The following is a 24,336-nucleotide window of genomic DNA, read 5'->3' on the forward strand; positions in this document are numbered from 1 at the left end:
GAGGCCGGCTCGGGGAACTCATGCGTCGCCCAGCTCCCGGTCGATCAGGTCGAAGAGGTCGTCGGCGCTGTCCACGCCGTCGAGTTCGGCGTCGCCGGAGACGGCGGACACGGGGGCCGGCACGGGCTCGCCCTGCCAGTGGGACAGCAGTTCCCGCAGGCGGGCGGCGACCCGGTCGCGGTCCTCGCCCGCCACCTCCGCGTCGTGCAGGGCGGTCTCCAGCCGGTCCAGCTCGCCGAGCAGCGCCTGCGCGGTGCCGGGGGGCTCCGGCAGGTCCAGTTCGGCCAGCAGGTGGCCGACCTGCGCGAGGGGGGTCGGGTAGTCGAAGACGAGCGTGGCCGGCAGCCGCAGGCCGGTGACCGCGCCGAGCCGGTTGCGCAGCTCGACGGCGGTGAGGGAGTCGAAGCCGAGCTCCTTGAAGGTCTGCTCGGGTTCGATCTCGGCGGCCGAGCCGTGGCCGAGGACCGTCGCCGCCTGCTCCGCGACCACGTCGAGGAGCAGCTGTTCGCGGTCGGCCGCGGGCAGCGGTGCCAGGCGCTCGGCCAGGCTCTGCGGTGCGGCCTCCTCGCGGACGGGTGCGGCGCCGACGGCGCGGCGCCGCACGGGGCGGACGAGTCCGCGCAGCAGCACCGGCAGCGCGTCGTGGTGGGCGCGCAGGGCCTCCGGGTCGAGGTCCATCGGCAGGACGGCGGCCCGGTCGGTGGTGCGCGCCGCGTCCAGCAGGCGCATGCCCTGCTCGGGGCCGAGCGGGACCATGCCGGTGCGGGCGTGGCGGTCGCGGTCGGCGTCGGTGAGGCTGCCGGTCATGCCGGCGTCCGGCAGCCAGGTGCCCCAGGCCAGGGACACGGCCGGCAGGCCGAGGGCGCGGCGGTGGTGGGCGAAGGCGTCCAGGAAGGCGTTGGCCGCCGAGTAGTTGGCCTGTCCCGCTCCGCCGAAGGTGCCGGCCACCGAGGAGAAGATCACGAACTGGGCGAGGTCCAGGTCGCGGGTCAGCTCGTGCAGGGCCGTCACCGCGTCCGCCTTGGGCCGCAGTGCCTCGGCCAGCCGCTCGGGCGTCATCGAGGTGACGACGCCGTCGGCGAGGACCCCGGCGGTGTGGACGACGGCGGTCAGCGGGTGCGTGCCGGGCACGCGGTCGAGCAGGGCGGCCAGGGCGGTGCGGTCGGCGACGTCGCAGGCCGCGATGGTCACCTCCGCCCCGAGCGCGGTGAGTTCCCGGTGCAGCTCGGCGGCGCCGGGGGCGTCGGGGCCGCGCCGGCCGGCGATCAGCAGGTGGCGCACCCCGTGGTGGGCGACCAGGTGGCGGGCGGTGAGGCGGCCGAGGCCGCCGAGGCCGCCGGTGAGGAGCACGGTGCCCTCGGGGTCGGGGGCGACCGGCACGGTCAGCACCACCTTGCCGACGTGGCGGGCCTGGCTGAGGTGGCGGAAGGCGTCGGGTGCCCGGCGGACGTCCCACACCGTCATCGGCAGGGGCCTGAGCACGCCCCGGTCGAACAGGTCGACCAGGTCGGCGAGGATCTCGCCGATGCGGTCGGGGCCGGCCTCCACCAGGTCGAACGCCCGGTAGGCGACGCCGGGGTGGTCGGCGGCGACCCGTCCGGGGTCGCGGACGTCGGTCTTGCCCATCTCCAGGAAGCGCCCGCCGCGCGGCAGCAGCCGCAGGGAGGCGTCCACGAACTCGCGGGCCAGGCTGTCCAGGACGACGTCGACGCCCCGGCCGCCGGTGGCCTGCCGGACGCGCTCCTCGAAGGACAGGTCGCGGGAGGAGGCGATGTGCGCGTCGTCCAGCCCCGCGGCCCGCAGCGCGTCCCACTTGGCCGGTGCGGCCGTGCCGTACACCTCGGCACCCAGGTGGCGGGCGAGCTGGACGGCGGCCGAGCCGACGCCGCCGGCCGCCGCGTGCACGAGGACCGACTCGCCGGGGCGCAGCCCGCCGAGGTCGACCAGTCCGTAGTAGGCGGTCAGGTAGACGATCGGCGCGGTGGCGGCCTCGGCGAAGGTCCAGCCCTTGGGGATGCGGGCGACCATCCGCTCGTCGGCGACGGCGACGGGGCCGAACGCCCCGCCGAACATGCCCATGACCCGGTCGCCGGGGGCCAGCCCGGTCACCCGGTCACCGACCTCGGTGACGATGCCGGCGCCTTCCAGGCCGATGGCGGTGGCGTCGCCCGGGTACATGCCGAGCGCGGTGAGCACGTCACGGAAGTTGACGCCCGCCGCGCGCACCGAGACGCGCACCTCGCGCGGGGCGAGCGGCGCGGTGACCTCCGGGCAGGGGGCCAGGCGCAGGCTCTCCAGGGTGCCCGGGCGCTCGACGCCGAGCCGCCAGGCACCGGTGCCCGCGGGCGGGACCAGGGCGCGGTCGGCGGCCAGGGGCACGAGCCGCGGCGCGGTCACCACGCCGTGCCGGACGGCCAGTTCGAAGGCGTCGTCGGTCAGGGCGGCGGGCAGCGCGGCGGCGGAGGCCGGGGTGCCGTCGACGTCGGCGAGGACGAAGCGGCCGGGGTTCTCCGAGCGGGCAGCGCGGACCAGTCCCCACACGACGGCCTGCGCCGGGTCGGCCAGACGGGTCCCGGTGCCGGTCGCGTCGCGGGTGACGACGGCCAGCCGCGCGTGGGCGAAGGCCGGCTCCTCCAGCCACCGCCGCACCAGGGCGAGGGTGTGCTCCGCCGTCTCCCGGGCGGCGCGGGCCGGGTCCGCCGCGGCCGGGGCGGGCACGGCGTACAGCACGGTCGCCGGTATCCCGTCGAGCCCGGCGAGGGCGTCGGGACCGGGCACGGTCCGGACCTCGGTCCCCGCCTCCCGCAGCGCGGCGGCCAGTTCGCGGGTGGCCTCGCTGTCGCCGACCACGGTGCACCGCCGCGGCGCGGCGGCGGTGCCGGCGGCGAGCGGTGCCCAGTCCAGTTCGTACAGGTCCTGGACGCCGGGGGCGCCGACGGTGGCTCCCTCCACGTCGCCGGTCAGCTCCCGCAGGGTGAGGGAGCCCACCGAGGCGACCGGGCGGCCGGCCGGGTCGGCGAGCGCGAGGCCGACGGCCTCCGGTCCCCGCTGCACCATGCGGACGCGGACCGCGCGGGCGCCGACGGCGTCCAGCCGCACGTCGCTCCAGGAGAAGGGCAGCCGTCCGGCGTCCTTCATGGGGACGAACATGACCGCGTGCAGCGCCGCGTCCAGCAGGGCCGGGTGCAGGTCGAACGCGTCGGGCGCCGGGTCGGCGTCGTCGGGCAGCGCGACCTCGGCGAAGACCTCCTCGCCGCGCGTCCACACCCGGGTGAGCCCCTGGAAGAGCGGGCCGTACAGGTGGCCGCGGTCGGCGAAGTTCTCGTAGAAGCCGTCCAGGGGCACCTCCTCGGCGTCCCGCGGCGGCCAGGCGGTGAAGTCGTACGGTGTCTCGGCGGGTTCTGCCGCCGGGGTGAGCAGGCCGGTGGCGTGCAGGGTCCACGGCGCGCCGGGGCCGGCGTCCTCGCGCCGACCGTGCACCGTCACCGGCCGGGCGCCGCTGGCGTCGGGCGCGGCCACCCGGACCTGTACCTGGACGCCGCCGCGCTCGGGCAGGGTGAGCGGGGCCAGGATGGTCAGTTCGCCGATGTGCTCGCAGCCGACCTGGGCGCCGGCGTGCAGGGCCAGGTCGAGGAAGCCGGTCGCCGGGAACAGGGCGGTGCTGGTGAGCGCGTGCTCCCGCAGCCAGGGGTGGCTGCCCAGGCCGAGCCGGCCGGTGAGCAGGCAGCTGTCTCCGTCCGCGAGGTCCACGGCGGCGCCCAGCAGGGGGTGGCCGCTCGCACCGAGGCCCGCGGTCGTGACGTCGCCCAGCAGGACGGGCGGCTTCGGCCAGAACCGGCGGCGCTGGAAGGGGTAGGTGGGCAGTTCGGCGACGCGGGCGCCGGTGCCGTCGAAGACGCGGGCCCAGTCGACGCCGACGCCCTTGGTGAAGGCGCGGGCGAGGGCGTCGAGCAGGGCGTCGCGCTCGGCGCGGTCCTTGCGCAGGGCGGGCACCAGCAGGGTGCCGTCGGTGTCGGTCAGGCAGCCCTCGGCCAGTGCGGTGAGGGTGCCGTCGGGGCCGATCTCCAGGAAGCGGGTGACGCCGAGCCCGGCGAGTTCCCGCACGCCGTCGGCGAAGCGGACGGCCTCGCGGACGTGACGGACCCAGTAGTCGGCGCACTGCAGTTCGCCGGGTGCGGCGGGCCGCCCCGACACCAGGGAGACGACGGCCATGCGCGGCGGCGCGTAGGCGAGTTGTTCGGTGACGGTGCGGAACTCGGCCAGCATCGGTTCCATCAGGGGCGAGTGGAAGGCGTGGCTGACCCGCAGGCGCGTGGTGCGCCGCCCGTCGGCCGCGAGCGCGGCGGCGACCTCGTCCACCGCGTCCCGCGCGCCGGAGACCACCACGGCCCGGGGCCCGTTCACGGCGGCGATCCCGGCCCCGTCGCGGTCCTCCAGCAGGGCGAGGACCTCCTCCTCGGTCGCCTCCACCGCGACCATCGCCCCACCGGGCGGCAACTGCTGCATCAGCCGGCCGCGGGCGCCCACCAGGGCGCACGCGTCCGCCAGCGACAGCACGCCCGCCACGTGCGCGGCGGCGATCTCACCCACCGAATGCCCGGCGACGAAGTCGGGGCGCACGCCCCAGGATTCGACCAGCCGGTAGAGCGCGACCTCGACGGCGAAGAGGGCGGGCTGGGTCCACCGGGTCTCGTCCAGCGGTCCGGCGTCCGTGCCGAAGACGACCTCGCGCAGCTCGTCGCCCAGGTGGGCGCACACGGCGTCGAAGGCGTCGGCGAAGACGGGGAACGCCCCGTACAGCTCCCGGCCCATGCCCGGACGCTGCGCGCCCTGACCGGAGAAGAGGAAGGCCAGTTTGCCCTCGCCGCGGTGGACGCCGGTGACGGCGTGCGGTCCGCTCTCGCCGGTGGCCAGCAGGCGCAGTCCGTCCACGAGTGCGGCGCGCTCGGCCCCGAGGACGACGGCGCGGTGCTCGAACACGGCCCGGGTCGAGGCCAGGGACAGTCCGAGGTCGGCGGCGCCGAGGCCGGGGTGCTCCTGGAGGTGGTGGAGCAGCTGCTCCGCCTGGGCGCGCAGGGCGTCGCGGCTGCGGGCGGTCACCACCCAGGGCAGGGTGCCCGGGGTGCCGGCCGTCCGGTCGTCGCCGGCCGGGGTGCCGGTGTCCGCTCCGGCCGGGCCGGGCTGCGCGGGCGGGGCCTCCAGGATGACGTGCGCGTTGGTACCGCTGATGCCGAACGAGGACACACCCGCCCGCCGCGGACGGTCCCCCGTCCCCGGCCACGCACGCGCCTCGGTCAGCAGCTCCACCGCACCCGCCTCCCAGTCCACGTGCGAGGAGGGACGGTCCACGTGCAACGTCGCCGGCAGCACACCGTGCCCCAACGCCAGCACCATCTTCATCACACCCGCCACACCGGCACCCGCCTGCGTGTGACCCACGTTCGACTTCACCGACCCCAGCCACAACGGCCGCCCCGCAGGACGCCCCTGGCCATAAGTCGCCAGCAACGCCTGCGCCTCGATCGGATCACCCAGCGTCGTACCCGTACCGTGCGCCTCCACCGCATCCACCTCGGTGGCGTCCACGCCCGCGTCCGCCAGAGCGGCGCGGATCACCCGCTGCTGGGAGGGACCATTGGGGGCGCTCAGCCCGTTGGAGGCGCCGTCCTGGTTGACCGCGCTGCCACGCACCACCGCCAGCACCCGGTGGCCGTGGCGGCGGGCGTCGGAGAGGCGCTCCACGAGCAGCAGGCCGCCGCCCTCGGAGAAGCCGGTGCCGTCGGCGGCGTCCGCGAACGCCTTGCACCGCCCGTCCGCCGCCAGACCGCGCTGCCGGCTGAAGTCCACGAACAGTCCCGGCGACGCCATCACCGTCACACCGCCGGCCAGCGCGAGATCACACTCACCCGACCGCAGCGAACGCACCGCCAGGTGCAGCGCCACCAGCGACGCACTGCACGCGGTGTCCACCGTCACCGCGGGCCCTTCCAGACCGAAGGTGTACGACAGCCGGCCCGAGACGACGCTGGCCGCGTTGCCGGTGAGCAGGTAGCCCTCGTAGTCCTCGCCGGAGGCGGCGAGCATGCCGGTGTAGTCCTGGCCGTTGGTGCCGGCGAACACGCCGGTGCGGCTGCCGCGCAGCGTGCGCGGGTCGAGGCCGGCCCGCTCGAACGCCTCCCAGGCCATCTCCAGCAGCAGCCGCTGCTGCGGGTCCATCGCCACCGCCTCGCGCGGGGAGATGTTGAAGAAGGCCGGGTCGAAGCCGCCCACGTCCTCCAGGAAGCCGCCGGTGCGGGTGTAGACGGTGCCGGGCTTGCCGGGCTCGGGGTCGTAGAGGGCGTCGAGGTCCCAGCCGCGGTCCTCGGGGAACGGGACGAGGCCCTCCTCGCCGTCCGTCAGCATCCGCCACAGCTGGTCCGGGGTGCTGATGCCGCCGGGGAAGCGGCAGGCCATGGCCACGATGGCGATCGGGTCGTCGTCGTGGGCGGCGGGACGCGGCGCCGCCGGCACGGCGGCGGGCGCGGCGGCGTCGCCGGCGACTTCGGCCAGCAGGAAGTCGGCCAGCGCCCGGCAGGTGGGGTGGTCGAAGACGAGGGTGCTGGGCAGGCGCAGACCGGTGACGCGGTTCATGCCGTTGCGCAGTTCGACCGCGGTGAGCGAGTCGATGCCGAGGTCCGTGAAGGGCCGCTCGGGCTCGACCGCCTCGGCGGACGCGTGTCCGAGGACCGCGGCGACGTGGCCGCGGACGATGTCCAGCACGGCGCCGGCCCGCTCGTAGTCGGGCAGGGCCGCGAGGTGGGCGCGCAGCGAGGAGGGGGCGGCGGCCGGTGCGGTCGCGGCGGTCCCGCCGAGCGCCTCCAGCGCCCGCCGGGCGTCGGGGAGTTCGTCCAGGAGGTGGCTGGTGCGCGGCGCGGTGAAGGAGGGCGCGTAGGTGTCCCAGCGGATGTCGGTGACCACGACGTGGGTGTCGTCGAGGTCCAGGGCGCGGCCGAGGGCTCCGCAGGCGGTGGCGGTGTCCATGGGGTGGACGCCGTAGCGGCGCATGCGCTCGCCGGCCGCGTCGCCGACCATGCCGCCGTCGGCCCACAGGCCCCAGGAGACCGCGGTGGCGGGCAGGCCCTCGGCGCGGCGCTCCTCGGCGAGGGCGTCGAGGTAGGTGTTGCCGGGCGCATAGTTGGCCAGTCCGGCGCCGCCCAGGACGCCCGCGGTGGAGGAGAACAGGACGAACGCGGACAGCTCCAGGTCGCGGGTCAGCTCGTGCAGGGTACGGGCGGCACCGGCCTTGCCGCGCAGCACGGGGTCCATCCGGCCGGGGGTGAGGGCGTCGATGACGCCGTCGTCGAGCGAGCCCGCCGCGTGGAAGACCGCGTCCAGCGGCCGGTTGGCGGGTACGGAGTCGAGGAGGCGGCGCAGCGCGTCGCGGTCGGCCACGTCGCAGGCTTCGAGGCGGACCTCGACGCCGCGGGCCTCCAGTTCGGCGCGCAGCTCGTCGGCGCCGGGCGCGCCGGGGCCGCGCCGGGAGGCGAGCAGCAGCCGGGTGGCGCCCCGGTCGGCGAGCCAGCGGGCGACGTGCCGGCCGAGGGCACCGGTGCCGCCGGTGACCAGGACGGTGCCGCGCGGCCGCCACTGCTCGTCCGGGTCCTGGGCGCCGGGGGCGTGCGCCAGGCGGCGTCCGTAGGCACCGGAGGCGCGCAGGGCGATCTGGTCCTCCTGGCCGGGGTCGGCGAGGACGGCGGCCAGGCGGGTGCCGACGCGGGCGTCGAGCGTGGCGGGCAGGTCGATCAGGCCGCCCCACCGTTCGGAGTGTTCCAGGGCGGCGACCCGGCCGAAGCCCCACACCAGGGCCTGGGCGGTGTCGGGGGCCGGGTCGGCGGAGGCGGTGCGGACCGCTCCGGTGGTGGCGCACCACAGGGGGGCGTCGGTGCCGAGGTCGCCGAGCGCCTGGACGAGGGCGAGGGTGGCGGCCAGTCCGGCCGGGACGGCCGGGTGGCCGGGGTGCGGGCGGGTGTCCAGGGCGAGCAGGGACAGCACGCCCCGCGGGGTCTCGTCGGCGGCGCCGGTCGCGGTGAGCAGCGCGGCCAGCGCGGCCCGGTCGGCGGCCGCGTCGTCGGCGGCCACCGTCACCCGGCGCACCTCGCGGGCACCGCCGGCGGTGAGGGCGTCGGCGACCGCGCCCGTCAGGCCGGCGTGGGCCCCGGGGTCGGCGGGTTCCACCAGCAGCCAGGTGCCGGAGAGGGTTGCGGCGGTGCTGCGGGTGAGCGGGCTCCAGGCGATGGTGTACCGCAGGGCGTCGGCGGCGGCGCGTTCCCGGCCGGTGCGCCGCCAGGACGACAGGGCGGGCAGGACGGTGCCGAGGGGGGCGTCGGCGGGCAGGTCGAGCGCCTCGGCGAGGGCTTCGAGGTCCTCCTCCTCGACGGTCCGCCAGAAGCGGGCCTCGACGGAGCCGGCGGTCGGGGCGCCGCTCGCGGCGAGGTCGGCCGCGGCGGCCTCGCGGACGTTCGGCCAGTACCGGCGGTGCTCGAACGGGTAGGTCGGCAGGTCGGTGCGGCGGGCGCCGGTCCCGGCGAACACCGCCTCCCAGTCGACGGCCACGCCGTGCACGTGGGCGTCGGCGGCGGCGGCCAGGAACTGGCGCAGGCCGCCCTGGTCGCGGCGCAGGGAGCCGAGGACGGCGCCGGTGACGCCCAGGTCGTCCAGGACGTCGCGCAGGCCGACGGCGAGCACGGGGTGCGGGCCGACCTCGATGAAGGCGCGGTGTCCGGCCGCGACGAGTCCGCGCACGGCCTCCTCGAAGCGGACGGTCTCGCGCAGGTTGGCGTACCAGTAGCCGGCGTCGAGGCCCTCGGTGTCCTGCCAGTCGCCGGTGAGCGAGGACCGGAAGGGGATCTCGGCCTCGCGGGGCCGGATGCCGTCGAGGGCGTCCAGGACCGTGTCGTGGATCGCCTCGACCTGCGGGGAGTGGGAGCCGTAGTCGACGGCGACCTTGCGGGCGCGGACACCGTCCCCGGTGAGCGCGGTGAACAGCTCGTCCAGGGCGTCGGCCGCGCCGGAGACCACCACGGAGACGGGTCCGTTGACCGCCGCGACGGCGAGCCGGCCGGCCCAGGGGGCCATCCGGGCGCGGGTCTCCTCGGCGGACAGCGGCACGGACATCATGCCGCCGGTTCCGGCGATCCGGGTGATGGCGCGGCTGCGCAGGGCGACGACGCGGGCGCCGTCCTCCAGGGTGAGCCCGCCGGCCACGCAGGCGGCGGCGATCTCGCCCTGGGAGTGGCCGACGACGGCGGCGGGGCGGACCCCCACCGAGCGCCACAGCCCGGCGGTGGCCACCATCACGGCCCACAGGGCGGGCTGGACGACGTCGACGCGGGCGAGGTCGGCGGCGTCCTCGTCGCCGCGGAGCACGGCGGTGAGCGACCAGTCGACGTACGGGGCGAGGGCCCGCTCGCACTGCTCGATCAGCTCGGCGAACACCGGTGACTCGGCGAGGAGTTCGCGGGCCATGCCGGCCCACTGGGCGCCTTGTCCGGGGAAGACGAGCACCGGTTCGGCGGCCGCCGGCACGGCGCCCGCGACGAGCGCGGGCGCGGTGAGCGGTCCGTCGGCGGCGAGGGCGGCCAGTGCCTCGTCCAGCTCCCCGGCGGTGCCGGCGAGGACGGCGGCCCGGTGCTCGAAGGCGGAGCGGGCGCAGGCCAGGGTGTAGGCGACGTCGGTGAGGGCCGTGCCGGGCGCCGTCCTGAGGTGCGTGCGCAGCCGGGCGGCCTGGGCGCGCAGGGCGGCCGGGGTCCGGGCGGACAGCAGCACGGGCAGGGCCGGGAGGTCCCGGGCGGGCGCGGGGTGTTCGTCGGCGTCGTCGGGCGCCTGCTCGACGATGACGTGGGCGTTGGTGCCGCTCATGCCGAAGGAGGACACGCCCGCCCGGCGGGGCCGGCCGGTGTCGGGCCAGGCCTGCTCCTCGGTGAGCAGGCGGACCCGCCCGGCGCTCCAGTCGACGTGCGGGGTGGGGTTCTCGGCGTACAGGGTGCGCGGCAGGACGCCGGCCCGCAGTGCCATGACCGTCTTGATGACGCCGCCCACGCCGGCCGCGGCCTGGCTGTGCCCGATGTTGGACTTCAGCGAGCCGAGCCACAGCGGGCGGTCCTCGGGCCGGTCCTGGCCGTAGGTGGCGAGCAGCGCCTGGGCCTCGATGGGGTCGCCGAGGGTGGTGCCGGTGCCGTGCGCCTCGACGGCGTCCACGTCGGCCGGGGAGAGCCCGGCGGAGGCCAGCGCCTGGCGGATGACGCGCTGCTGGGCCGGGCCGTTGGGGGCGGTCAGGCCGTTGGAGGCGCCGTCCTGGTTGAGGGCGGAGCCGCGGATGACGGCGAGGACCCGGTGGCCGTTGCGCCGGGCGTCGGAGAGGCGTTCCAGGACGACCATGCCGACGCCCTCGGCCCAGCTGGCGCCGTCGGCGTCCGCGGAGAACGGCTTGCAGCGGCCGTCCGGGGCGAGGGCCCGCTGCCGGCTGAACTCGATGAGGGAGCCGGGCGTCGACATCACGGTGACGCCGCCGGCCAGCGCCAGGGAGCACTCGCCCTGCCGCAGGGCCTGGGCGGCCAGGTGCAGGGCCACCAGGGAGGAGGAGCAGGCGGTGTCGACGGAGACGGCCGGGCCCTCCAGGCCGAGCGCGTAGGCGACGCGGCCGGACAGCACGCTGGGCGAGTTGCCGGTGCCGACGTAGCCCTCGAAGTTGTCCTCGGCGGCGGCGAGGATCGTGACGTAGTCCTGGTAGGTGACGCCCGCGTACACGCCCGTGCGGGTGCCGCGGGCGGCGGCCGGGTCGATCCCGGCGCGTTCCAGCGCCTCCCAGGAGACCTCCAGCAGCAGGCGCTGCTGCGGGTCCATCGCCAGGGCCTCGCGCGGGCTGATCGCGAAGAACGCCGGGTCGAAGCGGCTGGCGTCGTGCAGGAAGCCGCCCTCGCGGGTGTAGACGGTCCCGGGGTGGTCGGGGTCGGGGTGGTAGAGGCGCTCGGGGTTCCAGTTGCGGTCGGTGGGCAGCGGCGAGATGCCGTCCTGTCCGGCGCGGACCAGCTCCCACAGGTCCTCGGGGCCGGCGATGCCGCCCGGGTAGCGGCAGGCCATGCCGACGACGGCGATCGGGTCGTCGTCCACGGGCCGCGCCGCGGCGGCGGTGGCGGCACCGTCGGCCGCGGTGCCGAATAGGTCGCCGGCCAGGTGGCGGGCGAGCACCGCCGGGGTGGGGTGGTCGAAGACGAGGGTGGCGGGCAGGGTGACGCCGAGGGCGGTGCTGAGGGAGTTGCGCAGCTCCACGGCGGTCAGCGAGGTGAGGCCGAGGTCGGTGAACGGCCGCTGGGGTTCGACCTCGTCGGGGCCGTCGTGGCCGAGGACGGCCGCGACCCGGTCGCGGACGACGGCGAGCAGCGCGCGTTCGCGTTCCGCGGCGGACCGGCCGGCCAGCCGCTCCAGCGGGCCGCCCGCCGGCTGGGTGCGGGCGGCGGCCCGCCGCCGTACGGGCCCGGTGTCACCGGCGGTGGCGTCCTGCACGGCCTGCGCGGCCTGGGACCGCCGGCCGGTTCCGGCCTCCGCGGCCCGGGTCCGCGGGGCGGGTACGGCCGTGGTGTCGGACACCGGGCGCAGCAGCAGGGAGCCGACGGCGAGGACCGGGTCGCCCACGGCGTCCGCGGCGGTCAGCGCCAGGGTGTCGGGGCCGGTGCGTTCCAGCCGGACCCGCAGCGTGGTGGCGCCGGTGGCGTACAGCCGGGCCCGGCCGGCGGAGAACAGCACGCGTCCGTCGCCGAACCCTTCGAACACGCCGAGGCCGAGCGGGTGCAGGGCGGCGTCGAGGAGGGCGGGGTGCAGGTCGTAGCGTGCGGCGGCGTCCTCCTCGGATCCGGGCAGCGCGACCTCGGCGTACACGGCGGCGCCGTCGGACCAGGCGGCCAGCAGCCCCCGGAAGACGGGTCCGTAGTCGAGTCCGGCCGCCGCGAGCCGGGTGTACAGGTCCTCGGTGGGGATCTCCCGCGCCCCGGCGGGCGGCCACGCGGTGAGGTCGTGGTCCGGGGCGGGCCCGGCGGCCGGGGTGAGGAGTCCGCCGGCGTGCCGGGTCCACGGCGTGCCGGATTCGGCGGTGGCGGGGCGGGCGTACACGCCGAAGGCCCGGGTACCGCGCGCGTCCGGTGCCTCGACGCGCACCTGCAGGGTGACGGCGTCCCGCCCGGGCAGCGTGAGCGGGTTCTCCAGGGTCAGTTCGCCGACCTCGGCGCAGCCGGTGTGGGCGCCCGCGCGCAGGGCGAGTTCGAGGAAGGCGGTGCTCGGTACGACGGCCTCGCCGCCGATCCGGTGCCCGGCCAGCCAGGCGGGCGCGTCGGCCGACAGCCGGCCGGTGAGCACGAGGGTGCCGTCGACGGCGGACGGGACGAGGGCGCCGAGCATCGGGTGGCCGGCGGTGAGCAGTCCGAGCGCGGCCGGGTCGCCCTGGCCGGCCGGGACCTCGATCCAGTAGGAGCGGTGCTGGAAGGCGTAGGTGGGCAGCTCCACCGGCCGCGAGCCGGGCGCCGTGGCGTCCAGGACGGCGTGCCAGTCGACCGGGACCCCGCGGGTGTGCAGGGCGCCGACGGACGCCAGCAGGGTGGCCGCCTCGGGGCGGTCCTCGCGCAGGGCGGGCACGGCGAGCAGGCCGGCGGTGCCCCGGGCGCCCTCGGCGAGCGCCGTCAGGGTGGCGTCGGGGCCGAGTTCGAGGAGCCGGTCGACGTGGTGGGCCTCCAGCCAGGCCAGGCCGTCGGCGAAGCGCACGGTCCGGCGGATGTGCGCGACCCAGTGCTCGACGCTGGTCAGTTCGCCGGCGGCGGCCACCCGGCCGGTCAGGTTGGTGACGACGGGGATGCGGGGCTCGGCGTAGGCGACGCCGGCGGCGACGGCGCGGAACTCCTCCAGCATCGGTTCCATCAGCGGGGAGTGGAAGGCGTGGCTGACCCGCAGCCGCGCGGTCCGGCGCCCCCGGGCTGCGAGCCGGGCGGCGACCTCCAGAACGCCGTCCTGGGCGCCTGCGACGACCACCGAACGGGGGCCGTTGACGACCGCGACGGACACGTCGTCCGCGCGTCCCTCCAGCAGCGGCAGCACCTCGGCCTCGGACGCCTCGACGGCGACCATCGCGCCGCCCGCGGGCAGCGCCTGCATCAGCCGGCCCCGGGCGGCGACCAGACGGCAGGCGTCGGCCAGTGACATCACGCCGGCGACGTGGGCGGCGGCGAGTTCCCCGACGGAGTGCCCGAGCAGGTGGCCGGGGCGCACGCCCCAGGATTCCAGGAGCCGGAACTGGGCGACCTCGACGGCGAACAGGGCGGGCTGCGCGTACTCGGTGCGGGCCAGCACCTCGGCGTCGTCGCCGAGGACCACGTCGGCGAGCGGTCGCGGCAGCAGGCCGTCGAAGTGCGCGCAGACGGCGTCGAAGGCGTCGGCGTACGCGGGGAAGGCCGCGTACAGCTCGCGTCCCATGCCCGGCCGCTGCGTGCCCTGGCCGGCGAACAGGAACGCCGTGCCGCCCTCGGCGAGGGTGTCGCCGGTGACGGCGCCGGAGCCGGGGCGCCCGGCGGCCAGGGCGCCCAGGTTCCGCAGCAGTTCGGCGCGGTCGCCGCCGACGACGACGGCCCGGTGCTCCAGTGGTGCGCGGGTGAAGGCCAGGGCGTGGGCGACGTCGGCCGGGCGCAGGTCGGGTCGCCGTTCGACGTGGTCCAGCAGCCGGGCGGCCTGGTCCCGCAGGGCGGCCTCGCCGCGGGCGGACAGCAGCCAGGGCAGGGGCGTGCCGGGGGCGCTGTCCGCACCGGCCGGGACCGGGCCGGACACCGGTTCGGCGGGAGCGGCGGGGGCTTGGGCGGACGGGCCGGCGGACATCCCGGCGAAAGACCCGGCGGCGTCTTCCGCGGGCGGTTCCGTCAGGACGACGTGGGCGTTGGTGCCGGAGACGCCGAAGGCGGAGACGCCCGCGCGGCGGGGCCGTTCGCCGCGCGGCCACTGGACGGCCTCGTCCAGCAGGCGGACGTGACCGGCGCTCCAGTCGACGCGCGAGGAGGGCTCGGTGGCGTGCAGGGTGCGGGGCAGCGTGTCCTCCCGCAGGGCCAGCACCATCTTGATGATGCCCACAGCACCCGCCGCGGCCTGGGTGTGGCCGAGGTTGGACTTGACCGAGCCGAGCCACAGGGGGCGGTCCTCGGGCCGGTCCTGGCCGTAGGTGGCGAGCAGGGCCTGGGCCTCGATGGGGTCGCCGAGGACGGTGCCGGTGCCGTGCGCCTCCACGGCGTCCACGTCGGCCGGGGCCAGGCCGGCCGCGGCCAGCGCCTGGCGGATGACGCGCTGCTGCGAGGGGCCGTTGGGGGCGGTCAGGCCGTTGGAGGCGCCGTCCTGGTTGACGGCCGTGCCGCTGACGACGGCGAGGACCCGGTGGCCGTTGCGCCGGGCGTCGGACAGCCGCTCCACGACCAGGACGCCCACGCCCTCGGACCAGCCGGTGCCGTCGGCGCCGTCGGAGAACGCCTTGCAGCGGCCGTCCGGGGCGAGACCGCCCTGGAGGCTGAACTCGACGAAGGCACCCGGGTCGGCCATCACGGTGACACCGCCGGCCAGGGCCAGGTCGCACTCCCCCGACCTGAGGGACTGCGCTGCCAGGTGCAGCGCGACCAGGGAGGAGGAGCAGGCGGTGTCGACGGTGACCGCGGGCCCTTCCAGGCCGAGCGTGTAGGCGATGCGCCCGGACACCACGCTGCCGGCCTGGCCGGTGAGCAGATGGCCCCCGAGCCCTTCGGGGACCTCCCGCAGCCCGGCCGCGTAGCCGGAGCTGCCCGCACCCACGAACACGCCGGTGCGGGAGCCCTTCAGCGCGGTCGGCGCGATGCCGGCCCGCTCCAGGGCCTCCCAGGAGGTCTCCAGGACGAGCCGCTGCTGCGGATCGAGCGCCTGCGCCTCGCGCGGGCTGATGCCGAAGAACGCGGCGTCGAAGGCGGAGGCGTCGGCGAGGAAGCCGCCGGAGAGGGTGTCGCTGGCCCCGGCGAGCGCGCGCAGGTCCCAGCCGCGGTCCTCGGGGAAGCCGCCGACGGCGTCCCCGCCGCCGGCGAGCAGCCGCCACAGGTCGTCGGGCCCGTGCACGCCGCCGGGAAGCCGGCAGCCCATGCCCACGATGACGACGGGGTCGGTGTCGGTCACGGCTCGGGAGGCGGCCGGGACCGCCTCCTTTGTGCCGGCGCCGTACAGCTCGGCGTCGAGGTGGGCGGCGACGGCGAGCGGCGTCGGGTGGTCGAAGACGAGCGTCGAGGGCAGCACCACCCCGGTGGCGGCGGTCAGGTCGTTGCGCAGCTCGACCGCGGTGAGCGAGTCGAAGCCCATCTCGCGGAAGGCCCGGCCGGCGGCCACGGCGGCGGCGTCACTGTGCCCGAGGGCCACGGCGGCACGGCGGCGCACCAGGTCGAGCAGGGCGGCGGCGCGTTCGTCGGCGGTGAGCCCGTCGAGCTCCTCGCGCAGCGCGGCGCCGGGCCGGGTCCCGGCGGACGCGGCCTCCTCCCCCGCGGAAGCCGCCGCGGCCTCGGGCAGCGCGGCCAGCAGCGGGCTGGGGCGTCCGGTGGTGAACGCGGGCGCGAACCGCGCCCAGTCGACGTCGGCCACCACGACGGTGGTGTCCGACGCGCGCAGCGCGGCGTCCAGCGCGCGCAGTGCCGCGTCGGGGTCCAGCGGCGGCAGGCCACGGCGGCGCAGCAGTTCCTGGGCTTCGGCACCGGCGGCCATGCCGGTGCCGTCCCACGGTCCCCAGGCGACGGCGAGGCCGGCGAGGCCGCGGGCGCGGCGGCGCTCCACCAGGGCGTCCAGGTGGGCGTTGGCCGCCGCGTAGGCGGCCTGCCCGCCGCTGCCCCAGACGCCCGCGATGGAGGAGAAGACCACGAACTCCGTCAGGGCGGCGTCCCGGGTCAGCTCGTCGAGGTGGTCGGCGGTAGCCGCCTTGGCCCGCAGGACGCGCGCCAGCCGTTCGGGCGTGGTCGCCGCGATCACGTCGTCGTCGAGCACGCCCGCGGCGTGCACGACGGCGTCGACCGGGTGTTCGGCCAACAGCCGCTCCACGGCCCGCCGTTCGCTCAGGTCGCAGGCGGTCACGACGACACGCGCGCCGAGGGCGGCGAGGTCCCGCCGCAGTTCGGCCGCGCCCGGGGCGCCCGGCCCGCGGCGGCTGGCGAGGACCAGTTCCTCCGCTCCCCGCTCCACGGCCCAGCGGGCGACCCGGGCGCCGAGCGCACCGGTGCCGCCGGTGACCAGCACCCGGCGCGGGGCGCGCCAGGCGGTCCGGGCGTCGGCGGACGCGGGCGCGTGCACCAGGCGACGGGCGTGGACGTCGCCGCCGCGAACGGCGACCTGGTCCTCGGTCCCGTGGGCGAGCACGGCCGCGAGGCGTCCCAGGGCCCGCCGGTCGGGCCGGGCCGGTACGTCCACGAGACCGCCCCAGCGGTCCGGGTGCTCCAGGGCGGCCACCCGCCCGAGGCCCCACACCGCGGCCCGGGCGGGCTCGGCCGGAGCCTCCACGGCACCGCCGACGGCGACGGCCCCGCTGGTCACCACCCACACCGGAGCGGTGAGTCCCGCGTCCCCGTGCGCCTGCACGAGCGCGAGCACCGCCTCCAGGTCCGCGAGGCAGCAGAGCACGCCGGCCACGGGGCCGTTCCCGGCGGCGGCGGTCAGCAGCCCGGCCAGCTCGGAGCGGCCGGCACCGGCCGGGCACGCCACGCGTTCCACCGCGGGCAGGAACTCCTCGAAACCGGTCAGCGCGGTGGTGTCCGCCTCCTGCAACAGCAGCCACCGGCCCTCGACGGCCGGTACCTCCGGCACCGGGACCCGTTCCCACCGGACGCGGTAGCGCCAGCCGTCCGTGGTGCGGCGCTCCACTTGGGCCCGCCGCCACGCGGACAGCGCGGGCACCACCGAGTCCAGCTCCGACGCGGGAACGTCGAGCACGTCGGCGAGTTCCCCGGCGTCCCCGCGCTCCACGGCGCGCCAGAAACCGGACTCCTCCGGGCGCTCCCCGCCGGACACCGGGTCCGGGGAGCGGCGCGGCTCCGGCCAGTACCTGGCCCGCTGGAAGGCGTACGGAGGCAGGTCGACGGGCCGGGCCGGCCCCGTCAGCGACTCCCAGGCCACGTGCGCCCCACTCACGTGCAGGGCCGCGATGGCTGCGAGGAGGGTGTCGGTCTCGGGGCGGTCCTTGCGCAGGGCGGGGGTGCACAGGGGGGCGGGAGCGGACTGGTCGGCCAGCGTGGTGCGGGCCAGGGCGGTGAGGGTGGCGTCGGGGCCCAGTTCCAGGAACCGGCTCACCCCTTCCGCCGCCAGGGCGCGCACGCCGTCGGCGAAACGCACGGCTTCGCGCACATGGCGCACCCAGTACTCCGCCGTGACCAACTCACCACCCACCGCCAGCCGCCCGGTGACGTTGGAGACCACCGGCAAGGACGGAGCCCGGTAGGAAACCTGCTCCGCCACCGCACGGAACTCCTCCAGCATCGGCTCCATCAACGGCGAATGGAAAGCATGACTGACCCGCAACCGCGTGGTGCGATGACCAGCGCCGGCCAGAGCCCGGGCCACCTCGGCCACGGCCTCCTCGACACCGGCGATCACCACCGCACGCGGACCATTGACCGCCGCGAGCGACACCACACCCGCACGACCCTCCAGCAGCGCCAGCACCTCCCCCTCGGAGGCCTCCACCGCCACCATCACACCACCGGCCGGCAACGCCTCCATCAACCGACCACGCGCCACCACCAAACGACAGGCATCCTCCAACGAGAACACCCCCGCCACATACGCCGCCACGATCTCACCGACCGAATGACCCGCCAGGAAATCCGCCCGCACCCCCCACGACTCCACCAACCGAAACAGAGCCACCTCAACAGCGAAAAGAGCCGGCTGCGCCCACCGCGTCCGATCCAACCGCCCCCCGTCATCCCCGACATCCCCGAAAACAACCCCCCGCAACTCCTCCCCCACACACGAACACACCGCATCGAACGCCTCCGCGAACACCGGAAACGCCTCATACAACTCCCGGCCCATCCCCACACGCTGAGAACCCTGACCGGAGAACAACAACGCCGTTTTGCCCTCCCCGGCCCTGCCCACCACCGCCCGGGCAGCCCCCTCACCCCGCGCCACGGCCCCAAGAGCGGCCAGCAACTCGGCACGCCCACGCCCCCACACCACCGCACGGTCCTCGAACACCGCACGCGAGGACACCAAAGCCCCCGCCACCTCACGAACACCCACACCGGGCTCGGAACGGACGAAATCCAGCAAACGCCCCGCCTGCGCACGCAACGCATCCACCCCCCGACCCGACACCACCCACGGGACCAAAGGAAGATCGGGAAGGACCTCGGAGACGGGTGCCGCGGTTTCGTCCTCCACGGCCTGTTCCAAGATGACGTGGGCGTTGGTGCCGCTCAGGCCGAAGGAGGACACACCCGCCCGCCACGGCCGGTCCACCTCCGGCCAGGCCCGCTGCCCGGTCAGCAGCCGCACCCCGCCCGAGGACCAGTCCACATGCGAGGACGGCTCATCCACATGCAACGTCGCCGGCAGCACACCATGCCGCAACGCCAGCACCATCTTGATCACACCGGCCACACCCGCAGCAGCCTGCGTGTGCCCGATGTTCGACTTCACCGACCCCAGCCACAACGGCCGCCCCGCAGGACGCCCCCGGCCATAAGTGGCCAGCAACGCCTGCGCCTCGATCGGATCACCAAGGACGGTACCCGTGCCATGCGCCTCCACCACGTCCACACCGTCCGGCTCCAGCCCCGCACTCGCCAACGCCTCCCGGATCACCCGCTGCTGAGAGGGACCGTTGGGCGCCGTCAGCCCATTGGACGCACCGTCCTGATTGACCGCACTACCCCGCACCACCGCCAGGACACGGTGCCCGTTGCGGCGGGCGTCCGAAAGCCGCTCCACCACCAAGACACCGACACCCTCACCCCAACCCGTGCCATCAGCACCCTCCGCGAACGCCTTGCACCGCCCGTCCGACGCCAGACCACCCTGACGCGAGAACTCCACGAACGCACCCGGCGTGGACATCACCGTCACACCACCGGCCAGCGCCAGATCACACTCCCCCGCACGCAGCGCCCGCACCGCCAGATGCAACGCCACCAGCGACGACGAACACGCCGTGTCCACCGTCACCGCCGGACCCTCCAGACCCAGCACGTACGACACCCGGCCCGACACCACACTCGCCGCGTTCCCGGTCCCGACGTACCCCCCGAAGTCACCCTCGGAGACGTTCAGCAACGCCGGGTAGTCCTGACCGTTCGTCCCCGCGAACACACCCGTACGCGTGCCACGCAGCGACCGCGGATCCACCCCCGCCCGCTCCACCGCCTCCCACGACGCCTCCAGCAACAACCGCTGCTGCGGATCCATCGCCAACGCCTCACGCGGCGACACACCGAAGAACTCCGCATCGAAGCCGGCCACGTCACGGAGGAAGGCACCGTGCCGGGTGTGGCTGGCGAAGGGGCGGTCGGGGTCCGGGCCGAAGAGGAGGTCGAGGTCCCAGCCGCGGTCGGTGGGGAAGTCGGTGACCCCGTCACGCCCCTCGGCCAGCATCGACCACAACGCCTCCGGGGAATCCACACCCCCCGGGAACCGGCACGCCATCCCCACGACCGCCACCGGCTCATCCACCACCGAAGCAGCCGCCACCACCGCACCGGCCACCTCCGCCGGCCCACCCCCGCACAACTCACCGAACAGGAAATCCGCCAACGCCCGCGGCGTCGGATGATCGAACACCACCGTCGCCGGCAACGACACCCCACACACCGCCGCCAGCACGTTCCGCAACTCCACCGCGATCAGGGAATCCACCCCCAGATCACGAAACGCCCGCTCAACCCCCACCAACTCCGCACCGGCATACCCCAGCACCGCAGCAGCCCGCGCCCGCACCTCCTCCACCAACACCCGACGCTGCACATCAGCAGACAACCCGTCCAGACGGGAACGCAGGGCCGTGGTCGTTCCGGCGGTGTCCCGTGCACCGGCCGGTGCGCGGTACACCTCGGTGAGCAGCGGGCTGGGGCGTACGGCGGTGAAGGCGGAACCGAAGCGGTCCCAGTCGACGGCGGCGACGAAGGGGGTGGCGCTCGTTCCGTTGGCGTGGACCGCGAGGGCCCGCAGGGCGTCGGCGGGGTCGAGGAGGCCGACGCCGCCGCGCACCTGCCGGTTCTCGGCCGAGGCGTCGGCGGCCATGCCGCCGCCCGCCCAGGGGCCCCACGCGATGGACGTGGCCGGCAACCCCTCGGCCCGCCGCCGCTCGGCCAGCGCGTCGAGCATGGCGTTGGCGGCGGCGTAGTTGGCCTGGCCGGCGGAACCGACGGTACCGGCGAAGGAGGAGAACAGGACGAAGGCGGAGAGGTCGCGGTCGCGGGTCAGTTCGTCCAGGTGGTGTGCCGCGTCGACCTTGGCCCGCAGGACCGTGTGGAAACGGTGGGGTTCGAGCCCGTCGAGGACGCCGTCGTCGAGGACGCCGGCGGTGTGGACGACGGCGTCCACCGGGTGGTCGGCGAGGAGTGCGCGGACGGCGGAGCGGTTGGCCAGGTCGGCCGACACGAAGGTGACGTCGGCGCCCAGGGAGACGAGTTCCTCGCGCAGTCCGGCGGCTCCGGGGGCGTCCGCACCGCGTCTGCTGACCAGCACCAGGTGGGCGGCGCCGTGCTGTGCGGCCCAGCGGGCGACGTGGGTGCCGAGCGCGCCGGTGCCCCCGGTGATCAGGACGGTGCCCGTGGGCTCCCAGCCCGTGCCGCCGCCGGGTGCGGCCGGGACGAGCCTGCGCCCGAGCACGGTTCCGGAACGGACGGCTGCCTGGTCCTCCCGTGCCTCCGCGGTGTTCCGGACGCCGCCGAGCAGGGCGAGCAGACCGTCGGCCGAGCGCCGGTCCAGCGTCACGGGAAGGTCGACGAGTCCGCCCCAGCGGTCGGGGTGTTCCAGGGCGGCCACGCGTCCCAGGCCCCAGAGGGCGGCCTGGGTGGGGTGCGGCGCCGGGTCGTCCGCCGACGTGGCGACGGCGCCCCGGGTCAGCACCCACAGGGGCGCGGCGATGCCGGCGTCGCCGAGGGCCTGGACGAGCAGGGTGGTGGTGAGGAGCCCGCCGGGCACCTCCTCGATCTCCTCCCCGGCGTTCGGGGCGGGCAGGCTGAGCACGCCCGTGAGGGGGCCGTCCTCGGTGGCGTGGGTGAGGCGGCGGGCGAACTCGGGCCGGGTGTCGAAGGGGTGGTGGTCGACGGTGACCAGGTCGGCGCCGGCTTCCCGTAGGGCGGCGGTGAGGGCGCCCTGCCAGCCGTCGTCGCCCTGGAGGGAGACGGGGCGCACGAGCAGCCAGCGGCCCGTCAGGTGGCCGGTGTCGGGCAGGCCGGCCACCGGGTGCCAGGCGATCCGGTGGTGGGCCGGTTCCGCGTCGGCGGCCTCGGCGGGCGCGGCCGAGCCGTCCTCGGCGTAGGAACGCTCCAGCCAGTAGCGGTCGCGGCGGAAGGCGTAGGTGGGCAGGTCGACGGTGCGGGCGTCCGGCAGGATCCGGGACCAGTCAAGCGCCGCGCCGTCGAGGTGGAGCCGGGCGAGTGCGCGGACGAGGTCACGGGCGTCCTGCCCGTCCTTGCGCAGGAGGGGCACGAACGTCGTCGCCGCGGTGTCGTCCACGCAGTTCTGGGCGAGTGCGGTGAGGGTGCCGTCCGGGCCGATCTCCAGGAAGCGGGTCACGCCTTCGGCGGCCAGGGCGCGGACGCCGTCGGCGAAGCGCACGGCTTCGCGCGCGTGGCGCACCCAGTGGTCGGGGGTGGCCGGCTCGTCCTCGGCGGCGACGGCACCGGTCAGGTTCGACACGAGCGGAATCCTCGCGGGGGCGTACTCGATCTGCTCCGCGACCGTGCGGAACTCCTCCAGCATCGGCTCCATCAACGGCGAATGGAAAGCATGACTGACCCGCAACCGCGTGGTGCGATGACCAGCGCCGGCCAGAGCCCGGGCCACCTCGGCCACGGCCTCCTCGACACCGGCGATCACCACCGCACGCGGACCATTGACCGCCGCGAGCGACACCACACCCGCACGACCCTCCAGCAGCGCCAGCACCTCCCCCTCGGAGGCCTCCACCGCCACCATCACACCACCGGCCGGCAACGCCTCCATCAACCGACCACGCGCCACCACCAAACGACAGGCATCCTCCAACGAGAACACCCCCGCCACATACGCCGCCACGATCTCACCGACCGAATGACCCGCCAGGAAATCCGCCCGCACCCCCCACGACTCCACCAACCGAAACAGAGCCACCTCAACAGCGAAAAGAGCCGGCTGCGCCCACCGCGTCCGATCCAACCGCCCCCCGTCATCCCCGTCATCCCCGAAAACAACCCCCCGCAACTCCTGCCCCACACACGAACACACCGCATCGAACGCCTCCGCGAACACCGGAAACGCCTCATACAACTCCCGGCCCATCCCCACACGCTGAGAACCCTGACCGGAGAACAACAACGCCGTTTTGCCCTCCCCGCGGGCGATGCCGGTGAGCAGGCTCTCGTGGGGTCGGGCCGCGGCGAGCGCGGTCAGGCCGGTGCGCAGGTCGGCGGAGTCGGCGCCGACGACGGCCGCGCGGTACGGGTGGGCGGTGCGGGTGGTGGCCAGGGAGGCGGCGAGGTCGTAGGGGTCGGTGTCCGGGTGGGCGGCCACGTGGGCGGCGAGCCGGGTCGCCTGGGCGCGCAGGGTGTCCTCGTCGCGCGCGGACAGCACCCAGGGCAGCACCGGCGGGCGGGTACCGGCCGTGGCGGTGGCGGCGGCCCGGTCGGTGCCGGTGTCGGTGTCCTCGGTGGGGGCCGCGGGGGCCTCTTCGACGATGACGTGGGCGTTGGTGCCGCTGACGCCGAACGCGGAGACGCCCACCCGGCGCGGGTGGTCGGTGTGCGGCCAGTCGGTGGCCCGGTCCAGGAGCTTGACGTGTCCGGCGGACCAGTCGACGTGGGTGGAGGGCCGTCCGGCGTGCAGGGTGCGCGGCAGGACGCCGTGGCGGAGGGCGAGGACGGTCTTGATGACGCCGACGACGCCCGCCGCGGCCTGGGTGTGGCCGATGTTGGACTTGGCGGAGCCGAGCAGCAGCGGACGGTCCGCGGGGCGGCCCTGGCCGTAGGTGGCGAGCAGGGCCTGGGCCTCGATGGGGTCGCCGAGGGCGGTGCCGGTGCCGTGCGCCTCGACGGCGTCGACCTCGGCGGCGGGCAGGCCGGCGTTCGCGAGCGCGGCGAGGATGACCCGCTGCTGGGACAGGCCGTTGGGGGCGGTGAGCCCGTTGGAGGCGCCGTCCTGGTTGACGGCGGAGCCGCGGACGACGGCGAGGACCCGGTGCCCGTTGCGGCGGGCGTCGGAGAGCCGTTCGACGACGATCATGCCGGCGCCCTCGGCCCAGCCGGTGCCGTCGGCGTCGTCGGAGAAGGCCTTGCAGCGGCCGTCGCCGGCCAGGCCGCCCTGCCGGCCGAACTCCAGGAACGCGCCGGGGCTGGACATGACGGTGACGCCGCCGACGACGGCGAGGGAGCATTCGCCGGAGCGCAGGGAGCGGGCGGCCAGGTGGAGGGCGACCAGGGAGGAGGAGCAGGCGGTGTCGACGGTGACCGCGGGTCCCTCCAGGCCGAGCGTGTAGGCGACGCGGCCGGAGAGGACGGACATCGAGTTGCCGGTGAGCAGGTGGCCGCGCACGTCCTCGGGGACCTCGCGCAGGCCGGAGGTGTAACCCTGGTCGCTGCAGCCGACGAAGACCCCGGAGCGGCTGCCGCGCAGGGCGGCGGGGTCGATCCCGGCGCGTTCGAGGGCCTCCCAGGTCACTTCGAGCAGCAGGCGCTGCTGCGGGTCCATGGCGAGGGCCTCGCGGGGCGAGATGCCGAAGAAGGCCGGGTCGAAGCGGTCGGCGTCGTGCACGAAGCCGCCGCGGCGTCCGGCGGCGTCGATGTCCGCGGCCGGGGCCGTGTGCCAGCCACGGCCGGCGGGCCAGTCCGTGATGGCGTCGGTGCCGGACACGAGCAGGTCCCAGAAGTCCTCGGGGCCGCGCACCGAGCCGGGGAGCCGGCAGGCCATGCCGACGATCGCGATGGGTTCCTGCTCGCGGGACTCCAGTTCCCGCAGCTTGCGGCGGGTGTCGTGCAGATCGACGGTGACCCGCTTGAGGTAGTCCCGAAGCTGCGCTTCCTTCGACATGGACTGCCCCCATGGTGTTCGGTTTCGGTGACGGCGTGCACAGCATGACCTGCG

The 24,336-nt window shown here is 76.0% G+C and carries 1 protein-coding gene; it reads right to left on the reverse strand.

Annotation, left to right across the window (positions count from 1 at the left end; genetic code table 11):
- Nucleotides 1-18: 18 nt before the first annotated feature.
- Nucleotides 19-24,282: a type I polyketide synthase gene (locus tag QQY24_RS02815; RefSeq protein ID WP_301971064.1), complete on the reverse strand. Its 24,264-nt coding sequence runs from the start codon at nt 24,280-24,282 to the stop codon at nt 19-21.
- Nucleotides 24,283-24,336 lie beyond the last annotated feature (54 nt).

The sequence above is a fragment of the Streptomyces sp. TG1A-8 genome (genome assembly GCF_030499535.1).
GTDB lineage: Bacteria > Actinomycetota > Actinomycetes > Streptomycetales > Streptomycetaceae > Streptomyces.

What these genes read in the sequence shown, in the direction of transcription:
- QQY24_RS02815 (WP_301971064.1), bottom strand. Translation starts at nt 24,282, where the DNA reads ATGTCGAAGGAAGCGCAGCTTCGGGACTACCTCAAGCGGGTCACCGTC.